This window comes from Fluviibacter sp., assembly GCF_057744235.1.
The window spans coordinates 19,977-36,393 of the sequence record NZ_JBIJFP010000013.1 but is presented as its reverse complement, the minus strand read 5'-3'; the positions used below and the strand labels follow the sequence as shown (position 1 = coordinate 36,393).

Annotated in this window: 12 protein-coding genes and 1 tRNA gene; 11 read left to right on the top strand and 2 right to left on the bottom strand. The window is 56.1% G+C overall.

Annotated features, from left to right (window positions below):
* Nucleotides 1–5: 5 nt before the first annotated feature.
* Both murI and AC3GOJ_RS07545 read right to left on the bottom strand, forming a co-directional pair.
* Nucleotides 6–818 (bottom strand): glutamate racemase, encoded by an 813-nt coding sequence (gene murI / locus AC3GOJ_RS07550; RefSeq protein ID WP_488236853.1) that lies wholly within the window; start codon nt 816–818, stop codon nt 6–8.
* Between the two features lie 25 nt (nt 819–843).
* Nucleotides 844–2,373: a fumarate hydratase gene (locus AC3GOJ_RS07545; protein WP_488236852.1), complete on the bottom strand. Its 1,530-nt coding sequence runs from the start codon at nt 2,371–2,373 to the stop codon at nt 844–846.
* 306 nt (nt 2,374–2,679) lie between these two features.
* Here AC3GOJ_RS07545 and acs point away from each other — a divergent pair, with 306 nt between their 5' ends.
* The 11 genes from acs (at nt 2,680) to thrS (ending at nt 16,399) form a co-directional block, all read left to right on the top strand.
* Entirely contained in the window at nt 2,680–4,641 is a 1,962-nt protein-coding gene (acs, locus tag AC3GOJ_RS07540) for an acetate--CoA ligase (protein ID WP_488236851.1), read from the top strand.
* Nucleotides 4,642–4,875: 234 nt separating this feature from the next.
* Nucleotides 4,876–5,109, top strand: a complete 234-nt coding sequence (locus tag AC3GOJ_RS07535) for a hypothetical protein (RefSeq protein WP_488236850.1) — start codon at nt 4,876–4,878, stop codon at nt 5,107–5,109.
* Nucleotides 5,106–7,874 (top strand): ATP-binding protein, encoded by a 2,769-nt coding sequence (locus AC3GOJ_RS07530; protein ID WP_488236849.1) that lies wholly within the window; start codon nt 5,106–5,108, stop codon nt 7,872–7,874. The genes AC3GOJ_RS07535 and AC3GOJ_RS07530 overlap by 4 nt, the downstream gene beginning before the upstream one ends.
* Before the next feature lie 24 nt (nt 7,875–7,898).
* Complete coding sequence (locus AC3GOJ_RS07525; RefSeq protein WP_488236848.1) at nt 7,899–8,267, top strand: response regulator transcription factor; 369 nt, start codon at nt 7,899–7,901, stop codon at nt 8,265–8,267.
* Between the two features lie 52 nt (nt 8,268–8,319).
* Nucleotides 8,320–10,512 (top strand): 3'-5' exonuclease, encoded by a 2,193-nt coding sequence (locus AC3GOJ_RS07520; RefSeq protein WP_488236847.1) that lies wholly within the window; start codon nt 8,320–8,322, stop codon nt 10,510–10,512.
* Between the two features lies 1 nt (nt 10,513).
* A complete protein-coding gene (locus AC3GOJ_RS07515; RefSeq protein WP_488236846.1) occupies nt 10,514–11,584 on the top strand; it encodes a putative nucleotidyltransferase substrate binding domain-containing protein in 1,071 nt (356 codons plus the stop codon).
* Nucleotides 11,585–11,592: 8 nt separating this feature from the next.
* Nucleotides 11,593–13,689, top strand: coding sequence for a VC_2705 family sodium/solute symporter (locus AC3GOJ_RS07510; RefSeq protein WP_488236845.1), 2,097 nt, complete (start codon nt 11,593–11,595; stop codon nt 13,687–13,689).
* Nucleotides 13,679–13,957 carry a DUF4212 domain-containing protein gene (locus AC3GOJ_RS07505; protein WP_488236844.1) on the top strand — a complete coding sequence of 93 codons (279 nt, stop codon included), beginning with the start codon at nt 13,679–13,681 and terminating at the stop codon, nt 13,955–13,957. The genes AC3GOJ_RS07510 and AC3GOJ_RS07505 overlap by 11 nt, the downstream gene beginning before the upstream one ends.
* On the top strand, nt 13,954–14,232 hold the full coding sequence (locus tag AC3GOJ_RS07500) for a hypothetical protein (RefSeq protein WP_488236843.1): 279 nt from the start codon (nt 13,954–13,956) through the stop codon (nt 14,230–14,232). The genes AC3GOJ_RS07505 and AC3GOJ_RS07500 overlap by 4 nt, the downstream gene beginning before the upstream one ends.
* A 63-nt stretch (nt 14,233–14,295) precedes the next feature.
* Nucleotides 14,296–14,372 (top strand) — tRNA-Val (locus AC3GOJ_RS07495).
* 119 nt (nt 14,373–14,491) lie between these two features.
* Nucleotides 14,492–16,399: a threonine--tRNA ligase gene (thrS, locus tag AC3GOJ_RS07490; protein WP_488236842.1), complete on the top strand. Its 1,908-nt coding sequence runs from the start codon at nt 14,492–14,494 to the stop codon at nt 16,397–16,399.
* Nucleotides 16,400–16,417: the final 18 nt, after the last annotated feature.

Below are 16,417 nucleotides of genomic sequence, written 5' to 3'. Positions count from 1 at the left end.
AGCAATCAATCGGCGGTGAGAGGCTGGGGAGGTGTTGTGGTTCGTTCAAGCAATAGCTCAAGACCGAGCGCTGACAAGGCATGAGGCAGGCATACCGGATTCATGGTGGACATGAGTTTGATAGTGCCCTTGCCATTTAGGGTTTCTGCATTGGAAACTTTGCAGGCCTGCCGAGCTACCGCCTCGGCAACGCCGACGAGTTGCACGTTGTCACCCACCAGCTGGCTGATGGTGGGTGCAAGAAAGTCATAGTGGGTGCAGCCGAGTACGACTTGGTCTACCCCTTGATCGATGAGCGGCAGTAGATGCTGCTCGATATCTTCAATGATGGCGGGTGCGTTAAGGTTAAGTGCTTCGACTTCGGTCGCCCAGCCGTGACAGGGGATGATGTACACGGTCTTATGCGGGGCATGGCGGGCAATGAGTTGCGCCAAGCGCTGGCTTTTGGCCGTTGCAGCGGTGGCGAGAACGGCAATTTTGCCGCTTTGGGTATGGAGTGCTGCCGGTTTGATACCGGGTTCAACCCCAACAACCGGAATGTTCGGATGTGCAGCGCGTAGGGCCTCAATGGCTTCGGCGGTCGCGGTATTGCAGGCAACGACCAGCGTGGTGCAGCCTTCATTAATGAGGGCCTGGCCCATGGCCAGCACGCGTGCACGAATTTGTTCGGGGGTTTTATTGCCATAAGGCACATGCGCCGTGTCGGCGGCGTAAATCAGATCTGCCGCCGGACAAATTTCGGCGAGTGCGCCGAGCACCGATAACCCACCCAGACCGGAGTCAAAGACGCCGATCACGGGGGGAGGACTAATCAGCACTCGGGCACGTTCCTGCTAATACAGATTAAGACTTAACTGGAATTTTACCGATCTTGACTTGCCATTCTTTCGGGCCGGTTTCGTGTACCGAAGTACCCGACGAATCAACCGCTACGGTCACTGGCATATCTTCGACAGTGAACTCGTAGATGGCTTCCATGCCCAGATCGGCAAAGCCGACGACTTTGGCTTCTTTGATGGCTTTGGAGACGAGGTATGCAGCACCACCAACGGCCATGAGATAAGCGGCCTTGTTGTCACGGATGGCTTCAATGGCGACGGGGCCACGTTCGGCCTTGCCCACCATAGAGATGAGGCCGGTTTTTTCCAGCATCATGCGGGTGAACTTGTCCATGCGGGTAGCCGTTGTTGGGCCTGCAGGTCCAACCACTTCATCGCGTACCGGATCAACCGGGCCAACGTAGTAAATCACTCGGTTGGTGAAGTCGACCGGCAGCTTCTCGCCACGGGCCAGCATGTCCTGGATGCGTTTGTGAGCAGCGTCACGACCGGTGAGCATCTTGCCGTTGAGCAGCAGGATGTCGCCGGGTTGCCACGAAGCCACTTCTTCTTTAGTCAGCGTATCAAGGTTGACGCGCTTGGCTTTCTTTACATCCGGCGCCCAGGTGACGTCTGGCCAATCTTCAACCTTAGGCGTTGGCAGGTGTGCCGGGCCCGAGCCGTCCAGATGGAAGTGCACGTGGCGGGTTGCGGCACAGTTCGGGATCATGGCAACCGGCAGCGAGGCGGCGTGCGTTGGGTAGTCGAGGATCTTGACGTCGAGTACCGTGGTCAGACCGCCCAGGCCTTGGGCGCCAATGCCGAGCGCGTTAACCTTTTCATACAGTTCCAGACGAAGCTCTTCAACGCGGGTGAGGGTGTGGCCTTCAGCCGCTTTGGCTTGGAGTTCGTGGATGTCACACGGTGCCATCAGCGATTCTTTGGCCAACAGCATGGCTTTTTCCGGGGTGCCGCCAATACCGATGCCGAGGATGCCGGGCGGGCACCAGCCAGCGCCCATGGTCGGTACGGTCTTCAGAACCCAATCCACGATCGAGTCCGATGGGTTGAGGGCATAGAACTTGGTCTTGTTCTCGGAACCGCCGCCCTTGGCGGCACAAATCACTTCCAGCTCGTCGCCTTCGACGATTTCGTAGTGCACCACAGCCGGGGTATTGTCTTTGGAGTTTTTGCGGGCGCCGGCCGGGTCCAGAAGCACGGAAGCGCGCAGCCTGTTGTCCGGGTTCAGGTAGGCGCGACGAACGCCTTCGTTGACCATTTCCTGGACACTCATCGTGGCGTCCCATTTCAGGTTCTGGCCGACCTTGAGGAAGACCACGGCAATGCCGGTGTCCTGGCAGATCGGGCGGTGACCTTCGGCGGCCATGCGCGAATTGGTCAGGATCTGGGCGATGGCATCTTTGGCGGCCGGGCTTTCTTCACGCTTGTAAGCTTCGCCCAGGGCTTTGATGTAGTCGAGCGGGTGGTAGTAGCTGATGTATTGAAAGGCGTCTGCGATGGACTGGATGAAGTCTTCTTGCTTGATGGCGGTCATGGTGGTTTCCCGGACGTCTGGTGATGGGTGTGTAGGCCGTATAACGGTAGTTTTGGAATTGTAATGAAATCGGCATGGTTTCGCACGGATTGATATGGATCAAAAAATGGTGCGATGCGGCATCAAACCCGCATGGATTCAGGGTTTCTATGTAAGCAGTGTGTAAGGCTGTGGTCTTTAAATGATCCCGTACCCAGCGTACGGCACGTGGTTTGATTTCAGTCCACGGTGTCCAGATGCCGGCCCGTTAGTTTAAAGCTCACGGAAAAAACCAGGCAACATCTAACAATAGCGAGGAGATGCAACATGTCGAATGAATCCGCAAAGGTCTACCAACCGTCCCCGGACTTCGTAAAGAATGCAGCTGTATCGGGCATGGATGGATACAAGGCCCTTTGTGCCGAAGCCGAACAGGATTATGAAGGTTTCTGGGCCAAGCGTGCCAAGGAACTGCTGAGCTGGCAGACCCCGTTTACCAAAACTCTCGACGAGTCGAAGGCGCCGACCTACGGCTGGTTTGTTGATGGCAAGCTGAATGCCTCCTATAACTGTCTGGATCGCCAAGTCGAGCGTGGTCTGGGTGATAAAACTGCACTGATTTTTGAAGCCGACGACGGCCAGGTCACCAAGGTGACCTATAAAGAGTTGTTGGCTCGCGTTTCCAAGATTGCCAATGCGCTGAAGGAACTTGGCGTTGAAAAGGGTGATCGCGTCATTATTTATATGCCGATGACCATTGACGGTATTGCATCGATGCAGGCCTGTGCCCGTATCGGCGCAACCCACTCGATCGTGTTCGGTGGTTTCTCGGCCCAGTCGCTCCGCGACCGTATCGAAGATGCCGGTGCGAAGGTGCTGATCACCAGTGACGGTCAGTTCCGTGGTGGCAAATCGCTGCCGCTGAAGGCGATTGCTGATGAAGCCTTTGGGATGGGTGGTTGCGAGCAGTGTAAGAAGGTTCTGGTATTCAAGCGCACCGGTGCTGACGTCAACATGACCGCGGGTCGTGACGTCTGGGCAAGCGATGTCGTCGACAAGCAGTCGGATCAGTGTGAGCCGGTCTGGGTTGAAGCCGAACATCCGCTGTTCCTGCTTTATACCTCGGGTTCGACGGGTAAGCCGAAGGGTGTTCAGCACTCAACCGGTGGTTACCTGCTGCACGCCATGCTGACCATGCTCTACACCTTCGATCTGAAGAAAGATGACATTTTCTGGTGTACGGCTGATATCGGCTGGGTTACCGGCCACACCTATATCACCTATGGCCCATTGGCTTGCGGTGGTACAGAAGTCGTCTTCGAAGGTATCCCGACATTCCCGAATGCCGGTCGTTTCTGGGACATGATCCAGAAGCACAAAGTCAGCATCTTCTACACGGCGCCAACGGCGATTCGTTCGCTGGTTAAGGCTTCGGACACCGATCCTGCTGTGCATCCTAAGAAATACGATCTGTCGAGCCTGCGCCTGTTGGGTTCGGTGGGCGAGCCGATTAACCCGACGGCTTGGGAGTGGTACTACGAGAACGTCGGTGGCAGCCGTTGCCCGATCGTGGATACCTTCTGGCAAACCGAAACCGGTGGTCACATGATTACGCCAATGCCGGGTGCAACGCCGCTGGTGCCGGGCTCATGTACGCTGCCGTTCCCTGGTATCCAGGCTGCTGTGGTTGATGAAACCGGTAACGAAGTGCCTTGGGGCCAGGGCGGTATCCTGGTCGTCAAGAAGCCTTGGCCGTCGATGATTCGTATGGTCTGGGGTGATCCGGATCGCTTCAAGAAGTCGTATTTCCCGGAAGATCTGGGTGGCAAGCTCTACCTGGCTGGTGATGGTGCCATCCGTGATGCCAATAATGGTTACTTCACCATTACCGGTCGTATCGATGACGTGCTGAACGTGTCGGGTCACCGCATGGGTACCATGGAAATCGAATCGGCGCTGGTTGCTAACCCGATGGTTGCAGAAGCTGCTGTCGTGGGTCGTCCGGATGATCTGACGGGTGAAGCCATCGTGGCTTTCGTGGTGCTGAAGGGTGCACGCCCGACTGGCGACGATGCTAAGAGAATCATCAAAGAACTGTCGGATTTCGTGGGTAAGGAGATCGGTCCGATCGCCAAGCCGAAGGATATTCGCTTCGGTGACAACCTGCCGAAGACCCGTTCCGGCAAGATCATGCGTCGTCTGCTCCGCTCGCTGGCTAAGGGCGAAGAAGTCACGCAGGATACCTCGACGCTTGAAAACCCGCACATTCTGGAACAACTCAAGGGTTGATCCAGTCAGCAGGGTGCTGGCGTGCTCAGTCAGAGCGCGCCAGCGTGAAGAACGACTTGGCTTTACGGAGGAGGGTGGTTCTTCATCGGGCAGACTCTTAGGATTGCCCGAGTTACAGCTGATCGTCAGAATCAGCGGACAAAGCCGGATGGGTGGTTCACTCGTTCAGGTTGTAAAGACAGAGGAGCCGGCGTGGGTAACTGCGCCGGCTTTTCTTTTTAGTGAGGAGCCATCATGCCAAAGGCACTGCAAAAGACGCTGTTAAAGCTGGGTATTGCCGGCTGTCTGGCCTTGATTGTCTTCAACTTCCCGCTGCTTTCTTTATATCGGGGTCACATTGGCGATTTGCCGACGTTGTATGTCGTTCTGTTCGGTGTGTGGCTGTTGCTGATCCTGATTGCTAGACGCATCGCCGAGCCCGCAGAGTCTAGTGTGTTTCGTCGTCAGTCGGAGTCATCCGAGTCATGATCGATACCTGGTTCGTTGCGATTGCCACCTTTGCCTATCTAGGCTCTCTGTTTGCCGTTGCGCGTTTTGGTGATCGTCGTGCGGATGCCGGGCGTTCCGTGATTACCTCAACGGTTTATGCCCTGGCGATTGCCGTGTACTGCACCTCATGGACCTTCTACGGTAGCGTGGGCCGGGCGACATCAGGCGGCTTCAGCTTTCTGACTATCTACCTGGGGCCGACCATCATGTTCCTGTTTGCGACGGTCATCCTGAAGATGATCCGCGTGAGCAAACGGTTGCGTTTGACATCGATTGCTGACTTTATTGCCGCACGATATGGCAAAAGCCAGCTGCTGGCTGGTCTGGTGACGGTGATTGCTGTTATCGGCATCATTCCGTATATCGCGCTGCAGCTCAAGGCGATTGCCTACAGCCTCAAGATTCTTTTCCCGGATGACCCGGAAGCCCTGATTCCGGATGCGCTAGAGTCTCTAGCATTCATGCCCGATTCCACCGCGATTATTGCCATCATTCTGGCCGTGTTCACGATTCTCTTCGGGACACGGCATCTGGATGTGACTGAGCGCCACGAGGGCATGGTCCTGGCCGTGGCCTTTGAGTCCCTGTTAAAGCTGGCTGCCTTTATTGCCGTCGGTGTCTATGTGGTTTGGGGCCTGAACGACGGGTTCGGGGATCTTTTCAGCCGGGCAGAAGCGCTTCCGCATATCCGCGATCTCTTACAGCCTGAGTCGATTAACTTCGGTAACTGGTTTGCACTGACCTTGCTGTCTGGGCTGGCGATTCTGCTGCTGCCCCGGCAGTTTCAGATTACGGTTGTGGAAAATGTAGATGAAACCCACATGCGCCGAGCAGTGTGGCTATTTCCCCTGTATCTGCTGCTGATCAATATCTTTGTACTACCGATTGCCCTGGCCGGCCTGATTCACTTTGACGGTCAACCTTTCGAGGCCGACACCCTGTTGCTCACATTGCCTTTGCGTGAAGGCAATCCCACCATGGCGTTGCTCGCCTTTCTAGGCGGGTTGTCTGCGGCGACCGGTATGGTGATTGTAGAAACCATTGCCCTGGCGACGATGGTGTCTAACGATCTGGTGATGCCGATTCTGCTACGCGGGCGCTTTGATTTTGCCAAGCGAACGGATCTGTCGGGGGTGATTATGCTGATCCGGCGCAGCACGATCGTGTTTCTGCTGTTGCTGGGGTATCTGTATTACCGGGGTGCCGGTGAGGCTTATGCGCTAGTTTCGATTGGCCTCATTTCGTTTCTGGCGGTGGCGCAGTTCGCACCGGCCATGCTTGGAGGACTTTACTGGAAAGATGGTAACCGTCTCGGGGCTTTTGCAGGGCTTGGCCTGGGGTTCACGGTATGGCTCTATACCGCATTGCTGCCGTCCTTTGCTAAATCCGGATGGATTGACAGTGGGTTTCTACTCGAGGGGCCGGCCGGCATTTCCTGGTTGGCGGCGCAGCGTTTGTTCGGAATGAGCAGTCTGGACCCGATATCACATACCTTGTTCTGGAGCCTGTTTTTTAATCTCGGTGCGTACGTTATCGTGTCGACGATGACGCGTCAGAATGCCAATGAAGCGGCCATTGCCAGCCAGTTTGTTGATGTACAGCGTTCTGGTGAGATCGCCCCGCGCATCTGGCGTGGCACGGCATCCGCTGATGCACTGATCGAGTTGCTGAAACGTTTTCTCGGGCCGCGTCAGGCGCAGAGCCGTTTGCAACGCTATGCCAGAAGTAAGGGCATCGTTAAGCTGGTTAACCTCCAGGCGGATGCCGATTTCGTGATGTTTGCCGAGACGCAGCTGGCCGGTACGATTGGCTCAGCCAGCGCACACGTCATGGTCAGCTCGGTCGTGCAGGAAGAAGAGTTGGGGCTGGATGAAGTGCTCAATATTCTTGATGAAGCTTCCCAGGTTCGTGCACACTCTAAGGAGCTTGAACGCAAGTCGGCGGAGCTTGAAGCCGCCACCCGAGAGCTGCGTCAGGCAAATGACAAACTGATGGAACTGGACCGTTTGAAGGATGACTTCATGTCCACGGTCACGCATGAGCTGCGCACGCCACTGACGTCGATTCGCGCCTTTTCGGAAATGCTGCATGATGATCCGGAGATGGCGGCCGAAGACCGGACACGCTTTCTCGGCATTATTGTCGGTGAGGCCGAGCGCCTGACCCGACTCATCAACCAGATTCTGGATTTTGCCAAGCTGGAGTCCGGCCGGGTGGATTGGGATATCGAAAGGCTGGATCTAGCGCCTCTCTTGCAATCCACGGCAGAATCGGTGGGCCAGTTGTTCCGTGACAAGGGTACCGTGTTTACCCTGGAATTGCCGGATGATGGACACCCGATCTGGGTGGATGTGGATCGGGATCGTCTGAAGCAGGTGGTGATTAATCTCTTGTCGAATGCCGTCAAGTTCGTACCCCCCGTCATTGGTCTCATCCGCATGACGCTGACGCATGATGCCGGCTTTGCGCGTGTCAGCGTGCAGGATAACGGTCCTGGCATTGCCGAGGAATATCAGCCGATTATTTTCGAGCGCTTCCGTCAGGGTGGGAACACCATGACCGACAAACCTCAGGGGACGGGTTTAGGTTTGCCGATCAGCCGCGAAATTGTGGAGCATTTCGGTGGCAGACTGTGGGTTGAAAGTGCGGGTGTTGCAGATCCGGATCAGGAGGAGTCGGTTGCTACCGGTTCTACATTCCTGTTTACCTTGCCATTGGCAAGAGATCATGATGTTGTCATCTGATGGCATCTTCTGAAGGAGACATTAATGAGCCACAAGATTCTGATTGTTGATGATGAACCAAACATCGTCATGTCTCTTGAGTTTCTATTGAAAAAAGAGGGCTTTGCCACTGACACGGCCAACGATGGTGATGTCGCGTTGGAAAAGATCCGTGCTTTTAAGCCTGATCTGGTGTTGCTTGATGTGATGATGCCGAAGAAGTCAGGATTTGAAGTCTGCGAAATCTTGCGTTCGGATGCGGCACTCAGCAACGTCCGGATCATTATGCTGACAGCCAAGGGGCGTGAGACCGAGCAGGCCAAGGGCCTGGCGCTGGGTGCTGATGCCTACATGCTTAAACCTTTCTCGACCAAAGACCTCGTGGCAAGGATTCGCGAGCTACTGCCTGCCTGACCGCGTTGACTGTGCCGGTCTCTTATGTAATTTGAATGAATGGTGAAGTCTGATGTTTCTGCGTGATCTCACGGCAAAGTGGCGTTTCGTACTGGCGGTGTTGGTGTTGGGTCTGTTAATGACCGGGCCGTTTCTGCTAACCTCCTTGCTGATCTGGCTCGGGGCGTCGCCCGGCATGCGAGAGGTGCTCATCGAGCATCTGTTACCACAGGTACCGCTGGGCGGCATGCTGACCGCAACCGGTTTTGTGCTTGGTCTGATGCTCATTCGTCGTCTCTTCAATCGCTACGTGACCGGTATGGCGGCGATGGTTGAAGAGTTGCGGTTAATGCTCGGTTCCAACCGTTCATTCCGGATTACCGAAGATGGCCCGCCGGAATTGCGGGAGCTTGTACGAGCGATCAACGATCTGGCGACCCAGCGCGATGCCTACATTGATGATGTGGAAACCCAGGTCGCCAAAGCCAAGGCCAATGTGGAAGAAGAGAAAAACCGGTTGGCGGCGCTCATGTCGGAACTGGCTCAGGCCGTGGTGGTTTGTAATCTGGATGGCCGGATCCTGCTTTATAACAACCGCGCACGTTTCATGTTCGAATCTCTCGCCAAAGGGCCAACCTCAGTGTCCAGCGGTGCACTGATTGGTCTGGGTCGTTCGATCAGCTCGATTCTTGAAACCAGCCAGGTCGATTACGCCCGTGAAACTATCCGCCTTCAGTTAGAGCGTGGCAATCGTCACCCGGTGGCCAACTTTGTGACGACGACGGATGGTGGGCAACTGATTCGCGTGCAGATCGCCCCGGTGCTTCGCCAGCAACAGGAGGCATCGGCGCACCCGGTTGCGTCGGGATATATCCTGTTGATTGAGAACATCACGCGAGTCCTGGAGCAGGAAGCGAAGCGGGATATGGTGCTGGGCACCCTGACTGAAGGTAGTCGTGCATCGTTGGGTACCCTGCGGGCAGCGGTGGAGATGCTGGCGGATAACCCGGATATGTCGCCCGAAGACCGGGAACGTTTTGTAGCGGTGCTGGCTTCTGAAGTGACCCGCATGAGCCAGCGGCTGGATGACACACTGGTGACGCTGGCCGATACCCTGCGTCAGCACTGGCCGCTGGATGACATGCTGGCGGCTGATGTGATTGAAGCTGCCGGCCGCCGGATTCAGGAACGTCTGAAGCTGCCGGTGGATGTGGATACGGCCACTACGGACCCCTTGTGGATCCGTGCGGACAGCTTCTCCCTGGTGAGCGCATTGACCTATCTGGCCACGCGCATTGAAGAGGCTGGTGAGGTTCGTTCCTTTGGGCTGAAACTGGCTTCGGATGATCGCTTCGTCCATATCGATTTGGTCTGGATCGGTTTGTCGATGTCAACGGAAACCGTACTGTCGTGGGAAATTGAGCCCATGCGTCAGGACCACGGCGTGAATCCGCCGACGCTCCGTGACATTCTGGATCGCCACGCCGGTGAGATCTGGTATCAACGTCAGCGCCCGAGCGCCTCTGCCTCGATACGTCTGTTGTTGCCGCGTGCCACGCCGGATCAGGATGTGACCGCCCAGACCTCATCACGTCAGCCGGGCTCTGATCGTCCGGAATACTACGATTTCGACCTGTTTGATCGGCCGATGGGTCAGGTGGATCTGGATCAGCCACTGGCGGAGCTGGTGTATACGGTGTTTGATACGGAAACCACGGGCCTCGAGCCCGCCAATGGTGATGAGATCATTCAGATTGGTGCTTTACGTATTCTCAATGGCCGCCCCTTGCTACAGGAACACTTTGATCAGCTGGTAGACCCGCGTTGCCCGTTAAAGGCCGCCAGTATTGCGATCCATGGTATTACCGACAGCATGTTGCTGGGACAGCCGACGATTGATCTGGTGCTGCCGGCCTTCCATGATTTTTGTGCCGATACCGTCTTGGTGGGCCACAATGTCGCGTTCGACATGCGATTCCTCGAGTTGAAAGAAGGTCCTCTGGGCATCCGTTTTGATCAGCCGGTGCTTGATACGCTGCTGCTCTCGGCCGTGGCGCATCCGAATCAGCAGAGTCACAGCCTGGAGGCGATCATGCAGCGCCTCGGGATCGAAATGGATCAGCGTCATAATGCCCTGGCCGATGCCACCGCAACGGCGCAGGTTTTTCTCAAGCTGCTGCCGGCGTTGGCCGAGCAGGGTGTAGTCACATTACGACAGGCGCTGGACGCTTCTCAAAAAACCTATTTTGCCCAGGTGAAGTATTAATATGAATCAGTTTGGCCAGAACAGCTTTGCGGTCAACCGCGCATTGGAATTGTCCCGCAAGATCGAGGCGGCAGACAGCTTTGAAACCCTGGTGATTTATGCGGAAGAAGCACGCCGCATTGATGAGTCTTTCCTCGGTGCCGGCCTGGGGGGCGCGTTAACGACCTATGCCGTGTCGTGGCTGAATGATTGCCTGGCGGCGCGCGTGGTGGCTTTATCGGCTGAAGAGGCGCGATTGCCCGCAGCAAACTGGTGCTGGATCAGCTTAGGCTCGGAAGGTCGTCATGAACAGACGCTGGTGACCGACCAGGATAACGGTCTGGTTTTTTCGGCATCGGATGAACATGAAGCCACCTTGCTACGGAATGTATTCCTTCCCTTTGCGCAGAAGGTCAATCAGCGCCTTGCCGAATGCGGCTTTACCCTGTGTTCGGGTGACATCATGGCCGGCAACCCGGCGTGGTGCCGTTCGGAAGATGAGTGGAAAGGCCTGTTCTTCGACTGGATCCACAAGCCCGAGCCTTCTGCTTTGCTCAATGCGTCGATCTTTTTTGATGTCCGCCCCCTGTATGGGGACTTTTCGCTGGTCAAGCCATTGCGGGACATGCTCCAGAAGTGGGCACCGAATGCCGAAACATTTTTACGTCTGATGGCTACCAATGCCCTGGCGGCTGAGCCGCCGATCAGTTTTACCGGGGACGTGGTTATGGAGAAAGAAGGCAACGAGAAGTTCGTCGATATCAAGAAGTACGGTATCCGCATCTTTGTCGATGTAGCGCGCATTATCGGTCTGGCGCATGGTGTGGCTTCCGCGAGTACTCGCACACGCTTTGAGGCGGCTGGTGAGAAGTTCGGTATGAGCCCGCTGGATGTGTCGGCAGCATTGCAGGCCATGTCGGATCTGCAGCGTTTACGTCTGGCGCATCAGCAGCGAGCCATTGCGGCGGGTAAAACACCGGATAACCACCTGCATCCCGAAGAACTGAGTACCTATGACGAAGCCGTATTGCGCGAAGGTCTGAAACAGGCCAAGCGTTTGCAGCAGCGCCTGAAGTTGACCTACCGGATCTAGACGGGTTAATGCCAAACCGACTTCGCCTATTGCTGGGGGTCTATGGGCCGGCTGTCTTTGTTGCCCTGTTTGCACTGGGTTTTACGGCGGCAGTATTGATCCTTGCGTGGCTGGAGCAGCGCGGGCTGAGCCAGCGCTGGATCGGCTATAGTTTCCTGCTGCTCACACTGCTGGTGTTTTCGCTGGTGGGGCTGTTTACGCGGACCTCGGATGTCGCAGAATACTTTGTGGCTGGGCGCCGGGTCTCCGCTGTATATTCCGGGATGTCCGCCGGGACTGACTGGCTGTCTGCCGCATCCTTTATAGGTCTGGCTGGTGCACTCTATCAATCGGGCTATCAGGGCCTGGCCTTCGTCATTGGCTGGACGGGTGGTTATGTGCTACTGGCGCTCCTGATGGCACCCTATCTCAGAAAATTCGGTCAATACACGTTGCCGGATTTCCTAGCGGCGCGTTACGGTGGGCAGGGTATTCGTCTGGCAGGTGCCATGGCCGTGATCCTGGCATCGCTCGTGTACGTGGTCGCCCAGGTCTATGGGGTGGGTCTGATTACGAGCCGATTTATCACGCTGCAGTTTGAAATCGGGGTCTATCTTGGCCTGGCGGGTGTACTCGTCTGTTCCTTTCTGGGGGGCATGCGGGCGTTGCTGCATGCGCAGGCGGCGCAGTACGCGATTCTGCTCATTGCCTATGTTACGCCGATCACAATCCTCTCCTTTGATCGCACTGGCATACCGGCACCCCCTGTACTCTATGCGTCGGCTATGCATCAGTTGGTGAGTCTGGAAAACGAGGTCTTTAATCGCCCGGAAGAGGTGGCCGTGCGAGCACTTTACGCCAAGAAGGCTGAGCGTTTGCAGGAACAGATCGATCAACTCCCCCAATCACTGGCCGCAGAGAGAACGCGGCTGAATGAAAAAATCGAGCGCATGAAAGCCACCGATGCATCGGTGCGTGACATTGTGCAGATGGAGCGTGAGCGACGTGCCTTGCCAGCCACACCGAATGAGGCTCATGCGAGCTGGCGTAACGAACTGAAAGAGGCCAGACGTCGCGCAGATACACCGGTGTCGGATCTTGAACCGTTTGCACTGCCGGAAGAAGGTCATAGCCGAGCCAATTTTCTGGCCCTGGTGTTCTGTCTGACGATCGGTACGGCCTCACTACCTCACTTACTGATGCGCTATTACAGTATTGCTAGCGTCAGTCAGGCACGCCGTTCGGTCTTCTGGTCGCTGTTCTTTGTGGCGTTGGTCTATCTGTTGGCACCTGCATACGCCGTGTTCGTCAAGCTGGATGTGCTGCAACATACGATCGGGGTACCCATCGAGTCTTTGCCGACCTGGGTGAATGCCTGGACCAAAATTGGCCTTGTATCGATTGACGACATCAACCATGACCATATTCTCCAGTGGGCGGAGTTGACCATCAACCCCGATGTCATTGTTTTGGCGACCCCTGAAATTGCTGGTCTGCCTTATGTGATCTCCGGTATGGTGGCGGCGGGTGGCCTGGCGGCAGCATTGTCGACATCGGAAGGCTTGCTGTTATCGATTACCTCGGCCTTGTCTCATGATATCTATTTCAAAATGCTGCGTCCGGATGCCTCATCATCCTGGCGCCTGATTGTGTCTAAATCCGTCATGGTGGGTATTGCAATTTTGGCGGCGGCCATTGCTGTACAACGCCCGGCATCGATTGTGGACATGGTGGCCTGGGCCTTCTCCATCGCGGGGTCAGCTTTGTTCCCAGCGCTGGTGCTGGGGGTGTTCTGGCCACGTGCCAATAGGCAGGGTGCGTTGGCGGGCATGTTTGCTGGGCTGGCCATCACCGTGTACTACATTGCCCGTGTCAAGTTCGACAGTATTCCGTTGCTGGCCTGGTATGGGATCGGCATGGATCCCTGGTTCGGTATTGATCCGGCGGCTGCCGGTATTTTCGGCGTGCCGGTGGGCTTTGTCGTGAATGCGATCGTCAGTCTGATGACCCGGCCACCGGGTCCGGAAAGCCAGCAGTTTATTGAGCGTTTGCGTTATCCCCGCCTTCTCTATATCCGTGAGCGTAACGAGCAAGCGTCTGTGCGAGGAGGACACAATGCCGGATAGTGGAGCGAATGGAGCGCTGCGGCAACAGCAGCGTCGTTACTGGTTCAAGACGTTGGGCCTCACCGCTGTATTATTGAGCGTCTGGTTCTTGGTTACGTTTGTCGTGCCGTTTTTCTCTGAGCCGTTGAACCGCTTTACCATGTTTGGTTTGCCTTTAGGTTACCTGATGGGTGCCCAGGGTTCGTTGATTGTGTACCTGGTGCTGATTGGTGTTTATGCCCATTTGATGAATCGCCTGGATCGGCAGTTCGGGGTGGATGAACAGTGACCTGGATGATGGTCTTTGCTGCAGCACGTGCGGTGCTGGAGCTGGCTCTCTGGCTGTTGATGGGGCGGGGTGTGCTGGCCCTACTGGCCGGTAACACGGGGGGCACCAATGGGGTGCTCCGACTCTTTGATTTTCTGTTGCAACCGGTGCGTTTGGTGGGCTTGACGCTCTTTCCACGCGTTTCCGCTTGTCGGCGCGATATGCTGCTAATCGTACTGCTGCTGATGCTATGGCTCGCGCTGGGGATTGGCAAATTCTTTTTGATGGCACCGTGAACAAGATGCGCTGATGGGCTTGCAAAGCACCGAGGATGTCTGTATAGTTCTGCTCCTTGCAGTAGGCGCGTAGCTCAGCTGGTTAGAGCACCACCTTGACATGGTGGGGGTCGTTGGTTCGAGTCCAATCGCGCCTACCAACGAATTCAGATCGATAGCCAGAGTCAGATTCGCCGAATATCGCAATCATCGCGACCCCGGCCACCTGCTCTGGCTTTTTGTTTGTGTCATTGATTTGTTCACCGAATGCGAGCTCGCGATGCCCGTTATTACGCTTCCTGATGGTTCCCAGCGAGATTACCCCCAGCCCGTAACGGTGCTGGATGTGGCCGCCAGTATTGGCGCTGGCCTGGCCCGTGCTGCGCTGGGTGGCCGCATTGGCGATAAGCTGGTGGATACCAGCTACGTGATTGAAACCGATTCGCCATTGGCCATCATTACGGATAAAGACCCGGAAGGCCTGGAGCTGATTCGTCACTCAACGGCGCATTTGCTGGCCTATGCCGTGAAAGAGCTTTACCCGGATGCCCAGGTGACCATCGGACCAACAGTCGATAACGGTTTCTACTACGATTTTGCCTATTCGCGTCCGTTTACGCCGGAAGATTTAGCCGCTATTGAAAAGCGCATGGCCGAGCTGGCCAAAAAAGATATTCCGGTGACCCGTGAAGTCTGGTCGCGTGATGATGCCGTGAAGTTTTTCGAAGGGCAGGGCGAGCGTTACAAGGCCGAGCTGATTGCCGCGATTCCGCAGGATCAGGACGTGTCGCTGTATCGCGAAGGCGATTTTATCGATCTGTGCCGTGGCCCGCACGTGCCATCGACCGGCAAACTCAAGCACTTCAAGCTGATGAAGATTGCCGGTGCCTACTGGCGTGGCGACCCCAAGAACGAACAGCTGCAGCGAGTTTACGGCACGGCCTGGGCGAAAAAAGAAGATCTCGATGGCTACCTCCACATGCTGGAAGAGGCCGAAAAGCGTGACCACCGCCGTCTGGGTCGTGCCCTGGATCTGTTTCACATGCAGGATGAAGCCCCGGGTCTGGTGTTCTGGCATCCCAAGGGTTGGGCGGTCTGGCAGGAAGTGGAGCAATACATGCGCCGCGTGTATCGCGACAACGGCTATCAGGAAGTGCGTTGTCCGCAGATTCTGGATCGTTCCCTGTGGGAAAAATCCGGTCACTGGGACCACTATCACGAGAATATGTTCACAACCGAGTCGGAAAAGCGCCATTACGCGCTGAAACCGATGAACTGTCCGGGTCACGTGCAGGTTTTTAATGCGGGCCTGCGTTCGTACCGTGATCTGCCACTGCGCTATGGTGAGTTTGGTTCGTGCCACCGCAATGAATCATCGGGTGCCTTGCATGGTCTGATGCGAGTGCGCGGTTTTGTGCAGGATGACGGTCATGTCTTCTGTACGGAAGACCAGATCGAAGCGGAGGTGACGGCCTTCAATGCGTTGGTGAAACAGGTGTATGCCGATTTCGGTTTTACCGAAGTCGCCGTCAAGCTGGCATTGCGTCCGGAAGGCCGTGTTGGTTCCGACGAAATCTGGGACAAGGCAGAAGCCGCGCTGCGGGCTGGTTTGCGTGCCTCCGGTCTGGAATGGACCGAGCTGCCGGGCGAGGGTGCCTTTTACGGCCCGAAGATCGAATTCCACATTAAAGACGCTATTGGCCGCTCCTGGCAGTGCGGCACCATGCAGGTGGATTTCTCGATGCCGGGCCGTTTGGGTGCCGAGTATGTGGCAGAAGACAACACGCGTCGCGTGCCGGTGATGCTGCACCGGGCGATCCTTGGCTCGCTGGAGCGCTTCATCGGGATTCTGATCGAAAACCACTCGGGTGCGTTGCCGACCTGGTTGGCGCCAGTGCAGGCTGTGATCCTGAATATTTCGGAAAAACAGGCCGATTACGCCCAAACAGTGGTTGATCAGTTGCACGCTGCCGGCTTCCGCGCGGAAGCCGATTTGCGTAATGAGAAAATTACCTATAAAATCCGCGAACATAGCGTTAACCGGCTGCCTTACCAACTTGTCGTTGGCGACAAGGAAAAAGAAGCCGGTCTCGTGGCCGTGCGAACCCGTGGGGGTCAGGACTTTGGGCAGATGCCTGTCTCAGAACTGATCGAACGTCTGAAAGCAGACGTTGAAGCCTACCGGTAAGCGCGGTTCGTTTTTATT

Excerpts from the sequence above, each read along its gene's own strand:
- AC3GOJ_RS07545 (WP_488236852.1), bottom strand. The coding sequence starts at position 2,373 with ATGACCGCCATCAAGCAAGAAGACTTCATCCAGTCCATCGCAGACGCC.
- acs (WP_488236851.1), top strand. The coding sequence starts at position 2,680 with ATGTCGAATGAATCCGCAAAGGTCTACCAACCGTCCCCGGACTTCGTA.
- AC3GOJ_RS07535 (WP_488236850.1), top strand. The coding sequence starts at position 4,876 with ATGCCAAAGGCACTGCAAAAGACGCTGTTAAAGCTGGGTATTGCCGGC.
- AC3GOJ_RS07530 (WP_488236849.1), top strand. The coding sequence starts at position 5,106 with ATGATCGATACCTGGTTCGTTGCGATTGCCACCTTTGCCTATCTAGGC.
- AC3GOJ_RS07525 (WP_488236848.1), top strand. The coding sequence starts at position 7,899 with ATGAGCCACAAGATTCTGATTGTTGATGATGAACCAAACATCGTCATG.
- AC3GOJ_RS07520 (WP_488236847.1), top strand. The coding sequence starts at position 8,320 with ATGTTTCTGCGTGATCTCACGGCAAAGTGGCGTTTCGTACTGGCGGTG.
- AC3GOJ_RS07515 (WP_488236846.1), top strand. The coding sequence starts at position 10,514 with ATGAATCAGTTTGGCCAGAACAGCTTTGCGGTCAACCGCGCATTGGAA.
- AC3GOJ_RS07510 (WP_488236845.1), top strand. The coding sequence starts at position 11,593 with ATGCCAAACCGACTTCGCCTATTGCTGGGGGTCTATGGGCCGGCTGTC.
- AC3GOJ_RS07505 (WP_488236844.1), top strand. The coding sequence starts at position 13,679 with ATGCCGGATAGTGGAGCGAATGGAGCGCTGCGGCAACAGCAGCGTCGT.
- thrS (WP_488236842.1), top strand. The coding sequence starts at position 14,492 with ATGCCCGTTATTACGCTTCCTGATGGTTCCCAGCGAGATTACCCCCAG.